This window comes from Planktothrix sp. FACHB-1365 (assembly GCF_014697575.1).
In the GTDB taxonomy this organism is placed as follows: domain Bacteria; phylum Cyanobacteriota; class Cyanobacteriia; order Cyanobacteriales; family Microcoleaceae; genus Planktothrix.
Genome location: NZ_JACJSC010000039.1, coordinates 1 through 19,724, shown reverse-complemented (window position 1 = coordinate 19,724; position 19,724 = coordinate 1). Strand labels below are relative to the sequence as shown.

Sequence of the window (19,724 nt, the reverse complement as noted above, 5' to 3'; positions counted from 1 at the left end):
TCTAACGCTAAACGCTATAATACCAGACAGGTTGATATGTGAGCAGAAATGTTAGACGTTCTCAAGGTAAGGTTATATCCAAACAAAGAACAGCAAACGGTCTTGGCGAAAAGCTTTGGTTGCTGTAGATTTGTTTGGAATTACTACCTGGAGAAAACCAATACCCAGTACAGAGAAACAGGGAAAGGGTTGAATTATAACGAGATGTCAAAGGATTTGACCCAACTCAAAAAGCAACCAGATTATCTGTTTCTGCAAGAAGCGACTGCTGCTGTATTACAACAATCACTAAAGAATTTAGAAGCTGCGTTTAAAAACTTTTTTCAAAAAAGAGCTAGGTTTCCTAAATTCAAAAGTAAACACAAAAAGCAATCCATTCGTTATCCCGAAAGTTGTTCAATTCGAGGAAATGGTGTAAAGCTTCCCAAACTGGGGGTTGTTAAAGCTAGAATTCCAAAAGCAATTAGCGGCAAAATAAAATCTGTTACCGTCTCTAAGACCAGTACAGATAAATATTTTGCCGCTATTTTGTTTGAAACTGATGATTTTATCCTGAATAAAACTGGGAAAATCTCAGGTATTGACTTAGGCTTAACAAGTTTAGTGACGATATTTGACGGTGAAACCTATAGCAAGGTTGACCCAATTAAACCCACTAGAAAATATGCCAAGCGATTAAGAAGAAGACAACAAGCCTTGTCTCGGAAGACGAAGGGGTCTAACAATCGCAAAAAGCAAGTTAAAAAAGTTGCTAAAGTTCATGAAAAAATAGCGAATACCAGACAAGACTTTCTTCACAAACTCTCTCGAAAGTTAGTTGACGAGAACCAAGTCATTGTAGTGGAAAACCTTTGTATTAAAGGGTTAGCTCGTACCAAGTTAGCAAAATCTGTATTAGATGCTGGTTTTGGGATGCTGATTAATTTCCTAGGCTACAAACTGGAAAGAGAGGGCGGAAAGTTAATTGAAGTTGACAGATTTTTCCCTAGTACAAAACTTTGTCATTGCTGCCAATTTAAAAACAATTCATTGAATTTAAGTATTCGGGAATGGGTTTGTCCAAGCTGTCAAACCCACCACGATAGGGATGAAAATGCAGCACATAATATTAGGGAAGAAGGTATAAGAATATTGTCAACAAATACTGCGGGACACACAGAAATTCAAGCTTGTGGAGAGGATGTAAGACTCGTTGATGCTTGCATTAAAAAGCATTCTTCTGTGAAGCAAGAATCCCCCGTCACAGCGCAAGCTTGACGGGGGAGTGTCAATTAAGCAGGTCAAAAATCGACAAGACGCGCCATGCTTAGTAGAGACGCGCCATGGCGCGTCTCTACAATTGAGGGTGATCTACTTTGTTACCGTGCTCATGGCTGTAAAAAGCAGATCACCCCACATCTAATGATCTCACGCCGAAGTCTGATGCTGTGGTGGGGGTCTTCAAACCGAGATTTTAGTTTGTTACCAACCCAGCTTTTGAGGTGAATAGCATAAATTGTTTGTTTTGTCAATACTCCTATCCGTTGCTTAACCTTCCTTTCCCAAAATTCGTGCATCGCCACGCCGAAATTTAGTCATAAAACCAACAGATTTAACGACACAACAAGGGTTTTAGCCTGTATTTTCACCAATAGACACAATAACCCCTTGGGTGCTGTTTTTTCTATGATAGCAGAACCCTGATAATCTCGTCAACTCTTTGAAAGTAATTCTCAATAAAATATCAAAAATTCCTGACAATCTTTTAAAAAACAAAATAATTTTGCCTAATTGATTAAAATAAATTATCAAAGCAACGGATATTTCTCAATGACCCGAGTAGATCCGTTGCTTCTGCGATAATTTAGCGAGAGATCACGGCATTCTACATCATGCCCATGCCACCCATACCGCCCATACCGCCCATGCCACCCATGCCACCCATGCCATCCATATCGGGCATTGCAGCTTTTTTCTCAGGCTTTTCGACAACTAAGGCTTCAGTTGTTAACACTAATCCCGCAATAGATGTGGCATTTTGCAGTGCAGAACGTACCACTTTTGCCGGGTCAATAATCCCAGAAGCAATTAAATCTTCGTATATTCCCGTTAAGGCATTATAACCCATGCTAAATTCAGTGTCACGGACATTTTCTACCACAACAGCACCTTCAGCCCCAGCATTACTGGCAATATAATATAACGGAGCTTCTAAAGCTTTAGAAATAATTCCGGCTGCAATTTTTTCTTCATCATCGAGTTGGGATTTAATTTCATCGACTTTTTTAGCCAGATGAATTAACGTTGTTCCACCACCCGGAACAATTCCTTCTTCAACGGCAGCTTTTGTTGCATTCAACGCATCTTCAATTCGCAGTTTCCGAGATTTCATTTCCGTTTCCGTAGCAGCACCGACTTTAATCACTGCCACACCACCAGCTAATTTAGCAATCCGTTCTTGGAGTTTTTCGGCATCATATTCAGAGTCGGTTTCTTCCAATTGACGGCGAATCTGCTCAACCCGTTTTTTCACATCGGCTTGAGTTTTGCTATCAGCTACAATAATGGTATTGTCTTTTTCAATGGTGATTTTGCTGGCGGTTCCCAACATCTCTAAAGAAACCGTATCTAAGCTTAATCCCACTTCTTCAGAAATTAATTGTCCCCCTGTAAGAACGGCAATATCCTGTAACAAAGCTTTGCGACGTTCACCGAAACTCGGAGCTTTAATGGCAGCCACATTTAACACGCCTCTGGCTTTATTGACCACCAAAGTTGCTAAAGCTTCCCCATCAATATCTTCAGCAATAATTAACAACGGTTGACCCGAACGGGCAATTTTTTCCAAAACAGAAACTAAGTCCTGAATAGAACTAATTTTTTTATCGGTAATCAAGATTCTGGCGTTAGAAAACTCCACCACCATCCGTTCATTATCGGTAATAAAATAGGGAGAAATATACCCCCGATCTAGTTGCATTCCTTCCACCACATCTAATTCGGTGGTGATGGATTTGGACTCTTCAACGGTAATCACCCCATCTTTGGTGACTTTTTCCATCGCTTGGGAGATCATTTGACCGATTTCTTCATCGTTTCCGGCGGAAATGGTAGCGACTTGGGCGATCGCATCTCCTTCAACGGGTTTAGCAACGGCTTGAATTTCTTGGACTAAAATCTGAGCGATTTTTTCCATTCCCCGTCTGAGGGCGACAGGATTAGCCCCAGCCGCGACGTTTTTTAAGCCTTCATGAATCATGGCTTGGGCTAAAATGGCGGCGGTTGTTGTCCCATCTCCAGCAACTTCATTGGTTTTGGAGGCGACTTCCTGCATCAGTCGAGCACCCGTATTTTCTAGGGGGTCAGCCAGTTGAATTTCTTTAGCAACCGTGATGCCATCATTAACGATTTCAGGAGCACCAAATTTCTTCTCTAATAAGACATTGCGACCTTTAGGGCCAAGGGTGACGCGCACCGCATCGGCTAAGGCATTTACGCCTTTTTCTAAGGCTTTACGAGATTCTTCACTAAACGAAACAATTTTAGCCATCTTACAATATTGTTAATCACCAATAGGTTACTTTAGCACTCAACTGTTCCGAGTGCTAGTTCGGAAATCCGTCCTAGTTCCCTGTTCCCTGTTCCCTGTTCCCTTTTAATCGTTGATAGCTTGATAAATATTAATTAACTGTTGACGTCCATATAATTGCACGCGACCGACGTAACGAGTGGGGAACTTGCCATTAATTTGTTGATGGGTTTCTTCATTCATTAAAATTCGACAGGTTCCCTCACTATAAAAGGATTTATCATAACTTTCTAAACGGGCAGCAATATTAACACTATCACCTAAAGTTGTATATTCCATCCGTTGAGAACTGCCTAAACTTCCGGTGACGACAACTCCGGTAGCAATACCAATTCTCATAGAAATCAAGGGTTGATTTTGTTGTTGCCAATGTTGATTAAGCACTCGCAATTTTTCCCCCATTGCTAAGGCACAGGATACCGCAGAAGTGGCATCTTGAGCAATTTCTTGAGGATTATTTCGAGGAATAGGAACTCCAAACACTGCCATAATAGCATCCCCCATAAATTTATCCACAACCCCATCATGTTCAAACACAATATTCGCCATGGCATTCATATATTCATTTAACCAAGTCATTAACATTGCGGGTTCCATGCGTTCAGCAATGGTACTAAATCCTTTAATATCTGTAAACAGGACAGTTGCTATCATTTTCTGCCCTAAAATTTGACCTTTTTGTAATAAATCCTCTCGATTTTGCCATATTGTTTCCGCAATTTTGGGGGTAACATACCGTTGAAATAACGTCATCACCATTTTCCGATCTTGACGTTCAACATTAGCAATATAAGCCGTAACCACCATCCCAGAACTGACTAATGCTAATAAAGGAGAAACTAAGGGAAGCCACCAACCACTCATAAAAGCACTATAAGAAATAATAATTAAACCTCCACTGGCTAAAATCAACCAATAAACTGTCCAACGGGTTCCCCCATAAATCCATCCTAAACTGCTACCAACCGTTGACCAAAGAAACACCCAAAACCATTCTGTCCGATCTGACCAAACATGAATTAAGGTGCGTCCATCGATAGCGCTACTAATCAGTTGGCTGGCAATATTAGCATGAATAATTACTCCCGGTGTACGATCATTAATACTAAATAAATTACTGGTATAAGGGGTAAAAAATAGATCATTTAAACTTTGGGCAAAGGGGCCAATAAATACAATTTTATCACGAAACAAATCCGGTGGAATCTCATTGTTTAACACTTGAGTCATGGAAATTTTATGAAAATTATCCTGCGATCCCCGATAATTTAATAAAATTTGATAGCCATCATCATCAGCGCGAACATAACCGCCATCATTTTCTGTAAATCTTGTAAATTCAGCTTTTCCTAAAATAACTTGCTGATTTTCGGTCATTTTAGGGGTAATCCCTTGAGTTTGTAAATAAATTAAAGCAACGGTCGCCCCTAAATTTAAAATAGTAGGGCGTTCTGGGGGTTTTATTGATAATAATGCCCGTCTAATTTTGCCATCTGCATCTAAAATTAAATCCGCCGCCCCCACTTGTTTTTTATCTTTTAAAATCGGAGGCGGTTCAATAGAAGCTCGATTTTGATCTTCAACAACTTTCTCTACACCCACTAAATTCGGGGTGGTTTTAAAGACCTTAATTAAATCCTCATGCCCGGGTTGAACGGGTAAATTTCGATAAATATCTAATCCAATTGCAATCGGGTTTTGAAGCTTTATTTTTTCTATTAATTGTGCTAAAATCGCATCAGGAATCGGCCATTGTCCCAGCTTTTTTAAATCCGGTTCATCAATCGTAACAATGACAATCCGAGGATCAGGAGGTTCTAGGGGTCGCCACCGCACAAATTGATCATAGGTTGCCCAATCTAAAAGTTGTAAAAATCCTGTACTTTGCAGGGCAATAACTGAAGCCGTTATCACTGGACTTAACCATAAATAACGAAATAACTTCAGCCATTGCCCGGAAGGTTTCCATCTGAAAGTATGAAGTCTGAAGACCGTTTGTTTTTGTTTCATAACTCCATACTTCATTCGAGTTTCACCTTAATTAGTTCTCAAGCCCATTCACAAACGGTTGATTCGCAATGGATTCTAAACCAACGGATTGTAACAGTTCATTCCATTGCTTGGTTAATGTTTCATCCATCGGTTGATTTTGACGCAGTTGGGCTAAGGTTGCTAAACTTTCAAACCAAATTCCATTTTCAGCATAAATTTTAGCTTGTTCTAGGGGTTCAGCTTGTTGTAGTTTAGCGTTTAACATGGCATCGGGTTCTGTTCTTTTGACTTCCCCGCTCACAAACACAACTTTAGGCTCCTGCGTGTTTTCATCGTTGTAAATCACCCCAAATGACCAACGATAGGTTTGACCAATTTTTAACGGAGGAGTATCTTTTGGTAGAGCAATACTGACGATACCGGGTTGATTGGGGAGCGTTAAACGAGTTTGGTAAATATCGTTGTTATTTTCATCTTTTAAGCTAAAAGCGACTTCTTTTGCCGGAATTGCAGGAACATAGAAAAAGAATGTCGGGGTAGCCGCCAGCGTCAATCCTTTGATATCCGTTTCTTGACCATTGGTTTGAGAATAAAACGCTGGAACTAAGGCCATTAAGGGGGGTGTGGTTTGAATCGCAGCCAGAGTTTGACCGCGAGACCCTCCTCCGGCGGTGCGAGCGGGCATTCCTTCCCCTGGTGGGGGTTCAAAGGCCATACTAATTTGGATTCCCTCTGAAGGGGTGGGTTGAGCCATAACGGACAGTTGCGGAACAAAAGCGCCCCCCACAAGGGTCAGGAGAGATAGGCTAATCCAGTGCTGGTGCAAACGGTTGTGAAACATAAAAGTATGGGTCTCCAAAGAATACTCAGAAAGAATTAAACTAGAGTCAAGAGGACTCCTGTTAGATCACGGGTCTTGGATGATGCACTAATACTTTAATTTTATTAACCTATCTTCAGAGTTACAAATCTATTGCCAATTTCCCACCAAAACGAAGGGCGCCCAATAATAGGGATCTTGATATTTAGCCTGTTGTAACAGCTTTAACTGGGCTTGACGCAGAGCTTCGGCTTTACTGATTTGTTGCTGAGTTAATTCTTGATAAAATTCTGCCATCAAGGAGGCGGTGGAGGTATCGTTAACTTGCCATAATGTCGCTAAGGTACTCCGTGCCCCAGAACGCACCGCTACACCCGCTAATCCTAAAGCAGCCCGTTGATCTCCTGTTGCGGTTTCGCAAGCACTTAAGACTAATAATTCTACCGGATTTTGTTCTCCTCGTTGGCGACGGCTGAGAAAATCATCTAAATCCTTAACATTAATCCGACTATCCCAGGTTAATAAAAAAGTATCTTCCGCTTTAGAACTAAATTGTCCATGAGTTGCTAAATGAACGATGGGAAAGGGAGTTTCTTGAATTTGTTGTTGAACAGCATCACGGGTAAATTGTTGATTTAATAAAACTTTTGTCGGAACTTCTGCTTCAATTTTTTCAAGTTCAGACGCAACGGCAGGTAAGGCAGAAAACCCTTGACGAGCTTCACTTAACCCAACGGTTAAGGCTTTAATTTGATTTCGTTTTAAAGATTGAGAAGCCAGGAGTTGTAAACCCGGAGTTAGAGCTAAATTATAATTTTGAACTAGATAATTTTTGCCATCATAAAGGGCAGCCATTGGCACATTTCGCAGAGAACCATCTAAGACAAAGACTAAGGTTTTAATCGAGCTATTTTTGAGATCAGATTCTGCTGGACGGATGAGCCAATTGTACACGGTTTGCGATAATTCTAACCGTTCTTTTGTCGAAAATATCGGTTGAAAAGATAGTCGTAATTGACGAATTATAGTTTCAACCTGTTGTTGAGAAATTTCGGTAGAATAGTGGCGTAAATCTTGACCCGGAATTGAGAGAATAACTTCTAAACGATTGGCTAAAATAATCGGATAAATGATTGCTGCATTGGGATCAATTTGATCAATTTCTTGAGGTTTAATTTCTTGATCTAAACAAGCTTCTTGGAAAAAGTTATCGAGTTCAGCAAGTTGTAAAGATTCTATCAATTCACGGGCAGTTTTTAGGTTATCGGGAGTCGGAGATTGTAAAATTAAATCGACTAATTCTCGATAAACAGGTTCTACACTTTCTCGGAAAGAAAATTGCACATCTTGGTTAATCGCAACTAAGTCTTTTCTGAGAAATTTTAAAGTATTAACCGCTTCAGTATAAGCGGCGATCGCTTTATCTTTTTGATTTTGTTGTTTTAGAAGTCTTCCTAGTTGCCATTGCCATTGATAAGCAATATCAGAAGCATTAATAGATTGAGCAATTAATAGAGCTTGTTCGGTTAATTTTTGAGCTTCTAAGGGTTGTTGATTTTGTTCATAAAATTTCCCTAAAATTCCTAAAGCGTAAGATTCTGAACGGAGATCTTTTAAAGTTTTAGAAGATTGAATTGCATTATTTAATAAATTAATGATTTTAGAATTATTAGAAGTTGAATTTAACTTGATTAAAGAATTCGTAAAATTAACCATAGCATAAACTAAACTCCGACTCATCGGAACTTTAGAAATAGAATCTTGAATTTCCTGGGATAGAGTTTCTGCTTCTTTGTATTGTTTTAAATCAATCAGTAAACTATATTGATTAATCAAACCTTGCAGTCTTTCTAAACCATTTGAGGCTGTTTTTACTGCATTTTGATAATTTTCTAAAGCGAGATCAGAATTATTTTGAGCGCGATTAAGATTGGCTAAACTTAAATAAATCCGGCTTAAAACTTGAGAATAATTAGCAGTTTTAGCTAACTCTAAACTTTGTTGCAAAACAGCTTGAGCCGTTTTTAAATCACCCACTTTTTTTAAGGCATTTCCTAAACTCAATAAAGCCGTTACTTTAATTAAAGAATTCGGTTGAGATTTCAGGGTTTCATTAACTTCTGTTAACGTTTTTAAAGATTGTCGATAGAGTCCCAAAGTTTGTAAAGCCGTTGCTTGGTTTATTTGGTTAGTAATTTCTCCTAACCAATTTCCCGTTTGTGAATAAAGTTTAAACGCTTGTTTCCAAGTTTTAATAGCTTGTTCAGGTTGTCCTTTTGTGAATTCTAATTGACCTTGAATCTCTAAAATTTGAGCTAGAATTAAAGGCTGTTTAGGAAAGGATAAATCTTGAATTAATCCTAAACTTTCCTGTAGAACTTTTTCGGCTTGTTCCCATTGTCCTAACTGTTGTAAAACTAAAGAAAGATTACTTAATGCGATCGCTTGATTAACAATATCTCCTTGTTGAGAAAACCCTAAAATAGCCTGTTGTAAAACCTCAGCAGCTTGAGTATATTGTCCTTGCTGATAATATTGTTTTCCTTGGTTAAATAATGTTGCTGGATCAGGTTTATAACTTTCAACAGGGGTCTGAGGTTGATTTTTGAGGGAAATTAAGGTAAAATTATTAAACAAAAAAATAGGTAAAATTCCGAGATTGATTAAACCTTTTTTTAACATGATTAACCTCCCTAAATGAGCCTATAATTAGCTGGTGAGTCTGTCAAAAACTGCGATAATAAAATGTCAGGTGGTGCGTAAGCGCAGCGCACGCACCCTACGGGTTATTTGATGAGACAATCTGCTTTTACCAGACGATAGAGTTGATTTTGATAGATAGTACAACGATTCCACGATTGTAACAGGATCGGTTTCTGTTTTCCTTGAAGTTGACTTAAGGCTTGTTTTCCTTGATCCGGCCATTGTTTAAACCAAACATTTTCGGTCATATATTCAGGAGTAAACGCTTTTTGATCAATCAGAAAATAATCAACCCCATACTTCTGAATAAACTGTTTAACGGTGTCTAAATTGGGGCTATATTGGGCAGAAATCAAATCTAAAACTCTGGGTTTAATTTGACGATAATAGCCCTGTTGATACGGTAAAGCGTGTTCCCAGGAAACTAAAACTGGACGTTGAGAAAAAATGGGTAAATTATCTGCTTCTAAGGATAAAGAAGCCGTTAAAGTATCCTTCGGTTGCTGTTGTAAAAACTGATAAACTTCTGGATCTGTTCCAATGGTATAAGCAGTTCTGGGAAAGGCTTTTCCCCAGACAAAAAACGGATAAAAAATTAACACAAAACTAAATACAACCGTTGATGCTAAAGCAATAATTTGTTTAAGGGAAGCTTGAAATATTCCATCTAAGACAACAATTAAAACGATGGCTGTTGAAACTGCTAAAATGATGCGGAAACTATGGCTGGTGTAGCGACTGGGAAGAAATAACTTAAATAATAAAAGATGAGCGATCGCAAATAACCCTAAAGATGTTAGGATTAAGTACAACAGGATATTAATTTTAGAACTGATTTTTTCTACCAACGGAAACTGACGGGGAAATCGGAATAAAATTGGTAAGAACAATCCTAATATAACTAAAGGTGGATTCAACGAAATTTTCATCCCACTCCGACTATTTTTAAACCAGAAATTTAACCCACTATTGCCATAAAAAAATCCTGTTCTTCCCTTATCTAAAAATTCGGGCATCGTTTTCGCTTCTTGGGCAGAAATGGTAGGGCCATATTCAGAACTGGAGAAAAAATAAGGGATGATCACTAACGTTGCAACCCCTAAACCGACAGCCGAAATGATATAATCTTGACGATTATTAGAAAATCGCAGTTTCCCTTTTTCCCACTGAATTAACCGCAGAATTAAAACCCCAGAAGCAATTAACATTAAGGGGCTATAAATATTCCCCATAATTGCCATACAAATTCCCACACCCAGGGGAGATCGACGTAATAGAAAATAGAGAAAAGATAGAAAAGCCGGATAAGCAAAACCGCTACTAACGGCCGTTGTTAATTCACCGTGTAACCAAAGATTTTGATTCAGCAGTAAAGACCCAATAAACCCAACCGTTGGGACAGGTAAAAGTTCAATACAAATCCCAAAACAAAAAATAGTTGTTAATAATCCTAAAAATAAAGGTATAATTTTATTTAAAAGGAGAGGATTAACCCCTAAATTTGCCATTAAATGATAAAATCCACTTACACCCGAAGGCGTAATGGATTGATAAAAATCAGCAATTAAATCGTTAGGAAATAAATCAGGATCAACAAACCGTTGCATCCAAAATAGATGTTGTCGGGCATCATCCATGATTAAATATTCTCCACTAAAAGCTTTTTGTAAAGGCGGAATGGCAAAACTAATGGAGAAAACTAAACTCAAGGTAAACCAAAAGATCATTCGAGGACTAAATCGATGATCTTCTGGGGCGGTTAAAAACTTCTGGAGACGGGATACTAGCATCTAAAAATTGATCCAAAATCAGATATAATTGACCCGAAATCCGAGTCTGATCCTTTCAGATAATACAATAGGTTGAGAAATTCAGCAGATAAACAATATGTATCGAGTGGTGGATGGAGAGTTAACAACGGCAATTCAAACAACCTTAGCGGAAGGAAAAGGACTGTCTTTAGTCATTCCTGCCTTTAATGAAGAAGCCGCAATTGCAACGGTTGTGACGGGAATGATAGACTTATTGAAATCGACCGGAGGCGAATTTGAGGTTTTAGTCGTTGATGATTGTTCAACGGATTCAACCGCAGAAAAAGCAAAGCAAGCGGGAGCAAAAGTGATTCGCCAGGGAAGAAATCGCGGTTATGGTGCGGCTTTAAAAACCGGAATTCGTAAAGCAAAATATGGATTAATTGCCATTGCAGATGCCGATGGTCAACACGATGCCGAACAATTAGCGAGTTTATTAATCGGTTTAGGAGATGCGGATGTTGCGATAGGAACTCGTTATAATTCACCTGTTCCCTTTTTAAGAAAACCTGGAAAATTAATCTTAAAATGGGTGGCAAATTGGGTGACAGGATGGAAAATTCCTGACTTAAATTCGGGGTTACGGGTGATGAGACGAGAGGCAATTTTTGATTGTATGCACCTTGCCCCCGATGGATTTTCTTTTAGTACCACCACAACCATTGCTTTAATTAATAATGGTTGGTTAATTCAGTGGGTTCCGATTATTATTAATCCACGAGTCGGTCGTCCGAGTTCGGTTAAAATTGTTAGAGATGGGTTAAATACCATTTTGTTAATTATTAGAATTGTGGTGTTATTTGCTCCTCTAAGGGTCTTTTTACCTGTCAGTTTATTTTTAATTGTTGCAGGTTTAATTAGTTCGATTTCAGGCATAATATTAGAAGACAACCTAGCAGATCGAGATGTAATTATATTATTATCAGGAATTATCATCTTTTTCTATGGAATATTAGCCGATCAATTATCAGCCATTCGTCGAGAAATGAAACAATAAATCAGGTATGGACGGGGTTTTCTCGCCCAGGATCACGTAGGGGTGGGGTTCTCCCACCCATAAAAACCCAGAATTAAGAACAGAAGAATAAAATCATGAATCAAAAATTATCGAAAACAGCAATTATTTCTATTGATGTTGAAACCGACTGGGGGGGGAGACTTCCCGCTTCTGTTGAAACAATTCGAGGGGTTAAAGTAGGTTTACCCCAGATTTTTGAGATTCTAAATCAATATCAATGTCCCGCAACTTTATTTATTAATGGAGAAATTGTTCCCTATATCCAAGAAGAACTTAATATTGCGATTCAAAAAAAATTTGAAATCGGTTCTCATGGCTTTACCCATCGAAAAATGCCTGAACTATCAAAAGATGAAATTATTGAAGAATTATCAAAATCAAAAGCAATTTTAGAAGAATATACAGGTCAAAAAATTAGAGGGTTTCGTGCGCCCCAAGCTCGAATTCCAGAAGGATTATATCACTATTTAAAACAAACCAATTATGAATATGATTCCTCCGTTTTTGCCGGAAAAATGCCTTCTCGGTTTAATAATCAAAATGTTCCATTTGAACCCTATTTACAAGATAATATTTGGGAAATCCCCGTTAATAGTTTACCCTTAATTCCCTTACCGATGGGGTTATTATGGATTGATTTATTTCAATTATCCTTAATTCAACTGTTATCCTCCGTTTCTCCCCTTCCGCCTATTGTTCAAGTTTATATGCACCCCTTTGATTTTATTCCCGCCTATTCTGTCGAAGATTTATCAATTCCCTGGGGAGCAAAATTATGGTATACTCGTCAACAAGGTTCAGCCTTAAAAACCCTAAATTGTTTACTATATTGGTTACAACAATTAGGGTATACTTTTAAGACGGCGGGTGACGTGATTAATTCTTATTCAATGTTATAATCCCCTAATCTTTTATCTTTAAAAGAATCATGTATTCTCATCCCCATCGCATTGCTGTTCTTGGTTTAGGATATGTCGGTTTACCCGTTGCTATTGCCTTTGCTGAAGTTTTCCCCGAAACCGTTGGATTTGATATTAAACTAGAACGAGTAGAAGCTTTAAAACAAGGGATTGATATTACCGGAGAAATTGACAATGCAAGGTTAAAAAATTCACCTTTAAATTTTACAGCATCTCTTCAGGATTTAAAAGACTGTAACTTTTATATTGTAGCAGTTCCCACCCCTGTTGATAAGAATAATCAACCTAATTTAACGCCCTTAATTAAAGCCTCTGAACTCTTAGGAAAAGTTATAAAACCCGGAGATATTATTGTTTATGAATCAACGGTTTATCCGGGGGTGACAGAAGAGATTTGCGGTAAAATATTAGCCCAAACTTCGGGATTAAAACAAAATATTGATTTTAAATTAGGCTATTCTCCAGAACGAATTAATCCGGGGGATAAATCCCATACGTTGGAAAAAATTGTGAAAGTGGTTTCAGGCGAAGATGAACCAACCTTAAATACTATTGCTGAAGTTTATAGCAAAATTATTCAAGCAGGAGTTTATCGTGCACCTTCAATTAAAGTTGCAGAATCAGCGAAAGTAATAGAAAATATTCAACGAGACTTAAATATTGCTTTAATGAATGAATTAGCCATTATTTTTGACCACTTAAATATCCGTACCCAAGATGTATTAAACGCAGCTAAAACCAAATGGAACTTTTTACCCTTTACCCCTGGATTAGTGGGTGGTCATTGTATTGGCGTTGACCCCTATTATTTAACAGCAAAAGCAGAAGAAATGGGCTATCATCCCCAAGTTATTTTAGCCGGAAGACGGATTAATGATAGCATGGGAACCTATTTAGCTCAACGCTTAGTTAAACTGTTAATTCAAGCCAATTGTTCCATTCCTAATGCAAAAGTCGGAATTTTAGGATTAACCTTTAAAGAAAACGTTCCTGACTTACGGAATAGCCGCGTTCCTGATATTGTGGCGGAACTGAATCAATTTGGAATTCAACCGTTAATTCATGACCCCTTCGCTGACCCTGTTGCCACTCAACAAGAATATGCTATGACATTAGTACAGTGGTCAGATTTATTGAACCTAGATGCAATGATTCTGGCGGTTCCCCATCAAACTTACCTCGACCTTCCTTTAGAAAAACTATTAGGGTGTTTAGGAAATAAAGGTGTCGTGATGGATGTCAAGTCTGTTCTTAACCCTAACTTAATTCCCTCTCATATTCACTACTGGAGTTTATAGAAAAAATGGCTAATTTATTAGTAACTGGTGCGGCGGGATTTATTGGCTTTCATCTCTGTCAACGATTATTAGACCGAGGAGATATTGTTATCGGAATTGATAATATTAATGATTATTATGATGTGTCTCTGAAACACGCCCGTTTAGACCAATTAAAAGGTCGAGAAGGATTTACCTTTAAAAAACTAGATTTAGCCGACCGAGAGGGAATGAATCAGTTATTTACTGAGGGAAATTTTGAACGAGTAGCTCATCTTGCCGCCCAAGCTGGGGTACGATATTCTTTAAAAAATCCCTATGCTTATCTTGATAGTAATTTAGTGGGATTTTTAAATATTTTAGAAGGATGTCGTCATTCTCAAATTCAACATTTAGTGTATGCGTCTTCCAGTTCCGTTTATGGGGAAAATAAGAAAATTCCCTTTTCCGTTGAAGATAACGTAGATTATCCCGTTAGTTTATATGCAGCAACCAAAAAAGCTAATGAATTAATCGCCCATAGCTATAGCCATTTATACAATATTCCCTCAACGGGATTACGATTTTTTACCGTTTACGGCCCTTGGGGTCGTCCTGATATGGCGATGTTTATTTTTACTAAAGCCATTCTCGAAGATAAACCCATTGATGTATTTAATTATGGCAAAATGCAAAGGGATTTTACCTATATTGATGATATTGTTGAAGGTGTAATTCGTACCTTAGATAGAATTCCTCAACCGGGTGAAAATCCCCATACAACAGCCCCCTATAAAGTGTATAATATTGGTAATAATCAACCCGTTGAATTGTTGCATTTAATTGAAGTATTAGAAACAGCATTAGGCAAAACTGCCATTAAAAACTTTATGCCCATTCAACCCGGAGATGTGCCTATGACCTATGCTGATGTTGATGCTTTAATTCAAGATGTAGACTTTCAACCCAATACTTCAATTGAAGTCGGAGTGCAACAATTTGTAGATTGGTATCGTTCTTATTATTAACCCCAGAAACCCGGTTTGTAATAAAAATGCCTAAGTATCTCTTGATTGTCAAAGCGGAAAACCGTACTCAATCGTCTAGTATTTACAACCTGGGGCGGATTGCTCAGTTTTTTTACAATTCGTTACGATAGGGTTATGAACAGCCAGAAGTTAAATTAGCTTTTGGATGAGTTGAGAGGTAGCCAACATGAATGGCTCTATTCGCGTCGGTAATTTATTCGGAATCCCCTTTTATATTAACGTTTCCTGGTTTATTGTTCTGGCATTAATGACGTTAAGTTATGGGGGAAGTTTGGCGGCTCAATTTCCACAATTGGGTTTAGGACTGCCATTTTTATTAGGATTAATTGCTGCGTTACTGTTATTTGCTTCTGTTTTAGCCCATGAATTAGGGCATAGTGTTGTCGCCATCAAACAAGGAATTAACGTTAAATCAATTAGCTTATTTTTGTTTGGTGGATTAGCCAGTTTAGACCAAGAAGCAAAAACACCTGCTGGGGCTTTTTGGATTGCCATTGCAGGGCCGTTAGTGAGTTTATTCCTGTTTGTTGGGTTAACTTTGATGGGTTCTTATTTACCCTTAGCAGCCCCATTAACAGCCTTAATTAATCTCTTGGCTTATGTTAATTTAGCCTTAGCGATCTTTAATTTAATTCCCGGTTTACCCCTCGATGGTGGTAATATTCTCAAAGCACTCATCTGGAAAATTACAGGTAATCAATTTAAAGGCATTGTATTTGCCAGTCGCGTCGGTCAAGGATTTGGTTGGTTAGCAATTTTATTAGGATTTTTACCTCTATTTGCCGGAGGTTCGATTAATTTTTGGACAATTTTAATCGGTTGGTTCCTGTTAAGTAATGCCGGAATTTTAGCTAAAGATGCTACCCTCCGCAATCAATTATCTCAATTCACCGCAGAGGATGCTCTAGCCGATAATAATTCGATTGTTCCTCAAGAGATTTCGTTACGAACTTTTGTCAACGATTATATTATTGGGAAAACCGCAACTCGTCAATTTTTAGTCACCAATGAAGCCGGGGAATTAGTCGGTCAAATTAGCGGGGATGACCTGAAAACAATTCCCACCTCTCAATGGCCGTTAATTCAAGTTCAAACAGTGATGCAACCTGTGGAATTTTCAACAACTGTTGATGCCAAACAACCCCTCTTAGACGTGGTAACTGTCTTAGAACAACAACAATTAAATGAATTACCCGTTGTTCGCAATGGGGTGTTAGTAGGACTGATTGAAAAAGCATCCATTCGTCGTTTATTAGAGCAACGTTTGCAAGCGAATCCCGCTTAATATAACCGATTAATCAACGTAGGGGCGAGGTTTTCTCGCCCTTTTCTTTTATATTAGTCTCTACAGCAACCAAGTGCTACTGGAAAAATCCTCATTAGAAACAGGTTGAGAAGGGGAAGAATAGGGACGAGGGATGATTTGAGTCTTGGGTTTGACAATAGCTTTAGATTGTGGTAGTTGGGCTTTGGGTTGTAAAGCTTGTTTTAAAGATTCATTTTCTTCTTTGAGACTTTTCAATTCATCAATTAATTTAGAATTAGCCTCCGATAATTGTAACGCAGCCTCTTGCGCTTTTTGTAACTTTCCTTTTAAATCTGCCTCTTGAATTTCAGTTTTCATGCGGTCAATAAATTGATTTTTATCATCTAATTCAGCTTGAAGTTGTAAAACTTTTTCTTGAAGGGAACGTTCTTGATTTTGAGCCGTTTCTAAAGCCGTTTTCAACTCAATAATTTTTTCCTCTAAGTTAGGTTGAACTCCAGAGTTTGCAGGTGAAGCAGTCGCTTGAACTTTAACTCCACTGTCATCCGTGACAATTTCCACTTCAGCCGTTGAACCTTTTTCAGCTTCCTGCCGTACCATATCGGAAAGACGTTTCCGCGCCATCATTCCTCCCCTTGGGTGAGCATTAATTTCTCAATATAGCAGGGAACAGCGAACACCGAACAGAAAGAAAAAAGGAATCATAAGAGTTTGAACTCGATTTGATTCCTGAAAATCTGTATAATAGGTTCAATATTTAAGGTTCAACAATCACCGGAGTCCCGACTTCTACCTGTTCAAATAAAGCCACAACATCCTCATTCCGCATCCGTACACAACCGTGAGACGCGGCTTGTCCAATTGAATTGATTGTCGGGGTTCCATGAAATCCAATCACATCTTTTCCATCTGTCCAGAACCCAATCCAACGTAATCCTAACGCACTATTGGGCCCTGGAGAACGAACTTCTCCTGTCCAGGGGTCTTGCCAAACGGGATTTTCAATCTTTTGCATGATTTTAAAACTCCCCGTTGGGGTTTCCCATCCTTCTTTACCAACAGCAACGGGATAACTAGCAACAACTTGTTCTCCTTGATACAGATAAACCCGACGTTGACCCAACCGCAGAACCAGACGTCTTGGCTGTTCTAAGGAGGGCAAAAATAAACCTGGGTCATCTAAGGGGGGAACATCCGGGTTGAGGTTTTGAGCGGGAAGGATAGGAACAACCGTAGAAGACGCAGAACTGACCGTTTCCGGTGAAACAGGCGTTTGTGCCTTCAAGGGTTGTCCTAATAAGAATAAAGTGGCTAGGCTAATACCAGTAGCGATAAAAGATTGAGATAAAAATTGAGTGTTGACTCTGGCGGTCATATTGGACTCCTCACTCAGAAATAATATTGATAGTAGGAACAGGAGAAAAAGAAAGGTGTGGAGAACAGACAGTTAACAGTCGTAGGGGCAAGGTTCCCCCACTCGTACCCGTCAAGCGTCTATATCCTAAGTTTTGGCAATTGTTATAATGTACCCTAAAAAATAGGACTAAGCAAATCTGAAACAGTTCCAAAAGTTTTACAACCATCAAAAAACTGGGTTTCTCAACCTCCCCTTTTAATTTTATTTCTTATACTGATGTCATAAATCCGGTTCCTGAATGATTAAATGATCAGAAACCGGGTTTCTGCTTAGAGATTGTTGGCAACTCGATATCTTTCAGAAACCCGGTTTATCAAGTCTTACTTTTAATAGCGATCGCTCGGTTAATCCCAAGAAACCGGGTTTCTGTGATAGATTTTCGGCTAAAACGAGATATTATCATAGAAACCCGGTTTCTGAGTTAGTTAGAGGAATGCTAGGGGAGAAACTTCTCAAATTCATTTATTTAATCACCCGAAAAGTTAGATTAATTCGGGGCTGAGTGGATTTAGCATTTTTAGGAACATGATGTTGCCAAAACTTTTGAGTTTCGCCACCCATAATTAAAAAATCACCATCACTTAAAGTCAGTTCAATTTTGTTTTGATGATTATCCCTTCGTCTAAATATAAAACGCCTGGTTTCCCCTAAACTCAGAGAACCAATTACCCCGCCTTTAGCTAATTCTTTTTCATCATCACTATGCCAGCCGATATAATCTTGACCATCACGATATAAATTCAGGAGAACTCCATTAAACTGAGTATTAACTAAAGGCTCAATTTTTTCTTTGATTTGTAATAACGGTAAATTCCAAGGTAAGGGTTGCATGGTGACACCAGAATAGGTATAAGCCCGATCGCCATAATAAGCCGTTAACCGAGGCTGAAGCACAGATTTACCAAAGATTTTTATGGGTTCTTGTTTCCATTCAATTTGGTTCAATAATTCGTGAAAAAGGAGTTGACTTTCTGGCTGTTGAAATAGGCGAGGATAGAAAATAACTTCTGCGTTAGGTAGTTCTAAGTTTTGGCTAATAAGATTTGAATTGAGTTTAGGCATATTGATCGGTAATTCTTGGAGCGATCGCTATATTGTAGCATCATCAGTATGAGAACCACTATCATTAGAATCAGAACGAAAGTAAAGAATATAGGAGATAAACCAATGGAACCGGAATACGATCTGTCAAAAATGAAGAGAAGATCAAATCCTTTTGCTAAACAGTTGAAAAAACAAGTCACAATTTACCTGGGGATTGATGTGATAGAATATTTTGAGATGATGGCTCAAGAAGAAGGGATATCTTATCAAGAGCTAATTAATCTTTATTTGCAAGATTGTGTGACTTCTGGGCGCAAATTATCTGTCAACTAGCCTAACGATTTTGATGCGAGGGGATGAGTTTGTGGTAAAATTGGCTTTGGGTGATGGGGAAATTACACAGGATTTTGTCGTGTAAATAAATGAAACCGTTTCTAAATATTTGTTACTAAGTTTCGCCTTTCATCTTGTGGAACAGGCAAGATGCCTGTTCTAACATGATTTCGATGAATTATAGGGGTGTACGCTCATAGCAGCTACAAACCAGAAACCCAGTTTCTACCCAAGAACTGTACCTCAGAGAACTGAAAGCTGCTATAAAATTCATATTCCGCTTTACATGGGACTTTAGCTTATTACATTATTGAGCGATCGCAATATTTAACCCCGAAACTGTTACGTTTGTTTACAGTAATCCTATTGCCTGTTGCGCTTCAATGCTGCCATAATCATTAGACATCTCCAAAATAGAAACAAGGAGGGGTAACAAGATGATAAAATTAAATTTTACCCCTGATTAGAGATGAGTAAATTAAGAGAGTATCTGGACAAGAACCCCCAGCAAGCAAAAAGGCTATTA

At 38.4% G+C, this 19,724-nt stretch carries 15 protein-coding genes; 7 read left to right on the top strand and 8 right to left on the bottom strand.

The window, feature by feature from the left end; genetic code table 11:
• Positions 1 to 48 precede the first annotated feature (48 nt).
• Positions 49 to 1,257, top strand: a complete 1,209-nt coding sequence (locus tag H6G57_RS25865; protein WP_190523992.1) for an RNA-guided endonuclease TnpB family protein — start codon at positions 49 to 51, stop codon at positions 1,255 to 1,257.
• 607 nt (positions 1,258 to 1,864) lie between these two features.
• Here the strand turns inward: H6G57_RS25865 and groL are convergent.
• The 5 genes from groL to H6G57_RS25840 all read right to left on the bottom strand — a co-directional run bounded on the left by groL (position 1,865) and on the right by H6G57_RS25840 (position 10,873).
• Positions 1,865 to 3,529: a chaperonin GroEL gene (gene groL / locus H6G57_RS25860; protein ID WP_190523989.1), complete on the bottom strand. Its 1,665-nt coding sequence runs from the start codon at positions 3,527 to 3,529 to the stop codon at positions 1,865 to 1,867.
• 105 nt (positions 3,530 to 3,634) lie between these two features.
• The gene (locus H6G57_RS25855) at positions 3,635 to 5,578 is read right to left on the bottom strand and encodes a CHASE2 domain-containing protein (protein WP_242049097.1); all 1,944 of its coding nucleotides are present in this window, start codon (positions 5,576 to 5,578) and stop codon (positions 3,635 to 3,637) included.
• A 31-nt stretch (positions 5,579 to 5,609) separates the two neighbouring features.
• Positions 5,610 to 6,314, bottom strand: coding sequence for a DUF928 domain-containing protein (locus tag H6G57_RS25850; protein ID WP_242049096.1), 705 nt, complete (start codon positions 6,312 to 6,314; stop codon positions 5,610 to 5,612).
• Positions 6,315 to 6,530: 216 nt separating this feature from the next.
• Positions 6,531 to 9,062 carry a CHAT domain-containing protein gene (locus tag H6G57_RS25845; protein ID WP_190523982.1) on the bottom strand — a complete coding sequence of 844 codons (2,532 nt, stop codon included), beginning with the start codon at positions 9,060 to 9,062 and terminating at the stop codon, positions 6,531 to 6,533.
• Between the two features lie 104 nt (positions 9,063 to 9,166).
• Complete coding sequence (locus tag H6G57_RS25840) at positions 9,167 to 10,873, bottom strand: hypothetical protein (RefSeq protein WP_190523979.1); 1,707 nt, start codon at positions 10,871 to 10,873, stop codon at positions 9,167 to 9,169.
• 97 nt (positions 10,874 to 10,970) lie between these two features.
• Here H6G57_RS25840 and H6G57_RS25835 point away from each other — a divergent pair, with 97 nt between their 5' ends.
• The 5 genes from H6G57_RS25835 (at position 10,971) to H6G57_RS25815 (ending at position 16,422) form a co-directional block, all read left to right on the top strand.
• A complete protein-coding gene (locus tag H6G57_RS25835; RefSeq protein WP_190523976.1) occupies positions 10,971 to 11,891 on the top strand; it encodes a glycosyltransferase family 2 protein in 921 nt (306 codons plus the stop codon).
• A 95-nt stretch (positions 11,892 to 11,986) separates the two neighbouring features.
• Positions 11,987 to 12,811 carry a polysaccharide deacetylase family protein gene (locus H6G57_RS25830; RefSeq protein WP_190523973.1) on the top strand — a complete coding sequence of 275 codons (825 nt, stop codon included), beginning with the start codon at positions 11,987 to 11,989 and terminating at the stop codon, positions 12,809 to 12,811.
• Positions 12,812 to 12,840: 29 nt separating this feature from the next.
• Entirely contained in the window at positions 12,841 to 14,130 is a 1,290-nt protein-coding gene (locus H6G57_RS25825; protein ID WP_190523961.1) for a nucleotide sugar dehydrogenase, read from the top strand.
• Between the two features lie 5 nt (positions 14,131 to 14,135).
• Complete coding sequence (locus H6G57_RS25820) at positions 14,136 to 15,116, top strand: NAD-dependent epimerase (protein WP_190523954.1); 981 nt, start codon at positions 14,136 to 14,138, stop codon at positions 15,114 to 15,116.
• A 187-nt stretch (positions 15,117 to 15,303) separates the two neighbouring features.
• Positions 15,304 to 16,422 carry a site-2 protease family protein gene (locus H6G57_RS25815; RefSeq protein WP_190523951.1) on the top strand — a complete coding sequence of 373 codons (1,119 nt, stop codon included), beginning with the start codon at positions 15,304 to 15,306 and terminating at the stop codon, positions 16,420 to 16,422.
• 60 nt (positions 16,423 to 16,482) lie between these two features.
• On the opposite strand, the gene H6G57_RS25810 is transcribed toward H6G57_RS25815, so the two are convergent.
• The 3 genes from H6G57_RS25810 to H6G57_RS25800 all read right to left on the bottom strand — a co-directional run bounded on the left by H6G57_RS25810 (position 16,483) and on the right by H6G57_RS25800 (position 18,883).
• Positions 16,483 to 17,028: a hypothetical protein gene (locus tag H6G57_RS25810; RefSeq protein WP_190523948.1), complete on the bottom strand. Its 546-nt coding sequence runs from the start codon at positions 17,026 to 17,028 to the stop codon at positions 16,483 to 16,485.
• Between the two features lie 133 nt (positions 17,029 to 17,161).
• Positions 17,162 to 17,779: a L,D-transpeptidase gene (locus tag H6G57_RS25805; RefSeq protein ID WP_190523945.1), complete on the bottom strand. Its 618-nt coding sequence runs from the start codon at positions 17,777 to 17,779 to the stop codon at positions 17,162 to 17,164.
• 504 nt (positions 17,780 to 18,283) lie between these two features.
• Positions 18,284 to 18,883 carry an alpha-ketoglutarate-dependent dioxygenase AlkB gene (locus H6G57_RS25800; RefSeq protein ID WP_190523942.1) on the bottom strand — a complete coding sequence of 200 codons (600 nt, stop codon included), beginning with the start codon at positions 18,881 to 18,883 and terminating at the stop codon, positions 18,284 to 18,286.
• Between the two features lie 48 nt (positions 18,884 to 18,931).
• Between H6G57_RS25800 and H6G57_RS25795 the strand changes: the two genes are divergently transcribed.
• Positions 18,932 to 19,198, top strand: coding sequence for a BrnA antitoxin family protein (locus H6G57_RS25795; protein ID WP_242049095.1), 267 nt, complete (start codon positions 18,932 to 18,934; stop codon positions 19,196 to 19,198).
• Positions 19,199 to 19,724: the final 526 nt, after the last annotated feature.

What these genes read in the sequence shown, in the direction of transcription:
- H6G57_RS25795 (WP_242049095.1), top strand. Translation starts at nt 18,932, where the DNA reads ATGAGAACCACTATCATTAGAATCAGAACGAAAGTAAAGAATATAGGA.
- H6G57_RS25800 (WP_190523942.1), bottom strand. Translation starts at nt 18,883, where the DNA reads ATGCCTAAACTCAATTCAAATCTTATTAGCCAAAACTTAGAACTACCT.
- groL (WP_190523989.1), bottom strand. Translation starts at nt 3,529, where the DNA reads ATGGCTAAAATTGTTTCGTTTAGTGAAGAATCTCGTAAAGCCTTAGAA.
- H6G57_RS25845 (WP_190523982.1), bottom strand. Translation starts at nt 9,062, where the DNA reads ATGTTAAAAAAAGGTTTAATCAATCTCGGAATTTTACCTATTTTTTTG.
- H6G57_RS25865 (WP_190523992.1), top strand. Translation starts at nt 49, where the DNA reads ATGTTAGACGTTCTCAAGGTAAGGTTATATCCAAACAAAGAACAGCAA.
- H6G57_RS25820 (WP_190523954.1), top strand. Translation starts at nt 14,136, where the DNA reads ATGGCTAATTTATTAGTAACTGGTGCGGCGGGATTTATTGGCTTTCAT.
- H6G57_RS25825 (WP_190523961.1), top strand. Translation starts at nt 12,841, where the DNA reads ATGTATTCTCATCCCCATCGCATTGCTGTTCTTGGTTTAGGATATGTC.
- H6G57_RS25805 (WP_190523945.1), bottom strand. Translation starts at nt 17,779, where the DNA reads ATGACCGCCAGAGTCAACACTCAATTTTTATCTCAATCTTTTATCGCT.
- H6G57_RS25810 (WP_190523948.1), bottom strand. Translation starts at nt 17,028, where the DNA reads ATGGCGCGGAAACGTCTTTCCGATATGGTACGGCAGGAAGCTGAAAAA.
- H6G57_RS25840 (WP_190523979.1), bottom strand. Translation starts at nt 10,873, where the DNA reads ATGCTAGTATCCCGTCTCCAGAAGTTTTTAACCGCCCCAGAAGATCAT.
- H6G57_RS25830 (WP_190523973.1), top strand. Translation starts at nt 11,987, where the DNA reads ATGAATCAAAAATTATCGAAAACAGCAATTATTTCTATTGATGTTGAA.
- H6G57_RS25850 (WP_242049096.1), bottom strand. Translation starts at nt 6,314, where the DNA reads ATGGCTCAACCCACCCCTTCAGAGGGAATCCAAATTAGTATGGCCTTT.
- H6G57_RS25855 (WP_242049097.1), bottom strand. Translation starts at nt 5,578, where the DNA reads ATGAAACAAAAACAAACGGTCTTCAGACTTCATACTTTCAGATGGAAA.
- H6G57_RS25835 (WP_190523976.1), top strand. Translation starts at nt 10,971, where the DNA reads ATGTATCGAGTGGTGGATGGAGAGTTAACAACGGCAATTCAAACAACC.
- H6G57_RS25815 (WP_190523951.1), top strand. Translation starts at nt 15,304, where the DNA reads ATGAATGGCTCTATTCGCGTCGGTAATTTATTCGGAATCCCCTTTTAT.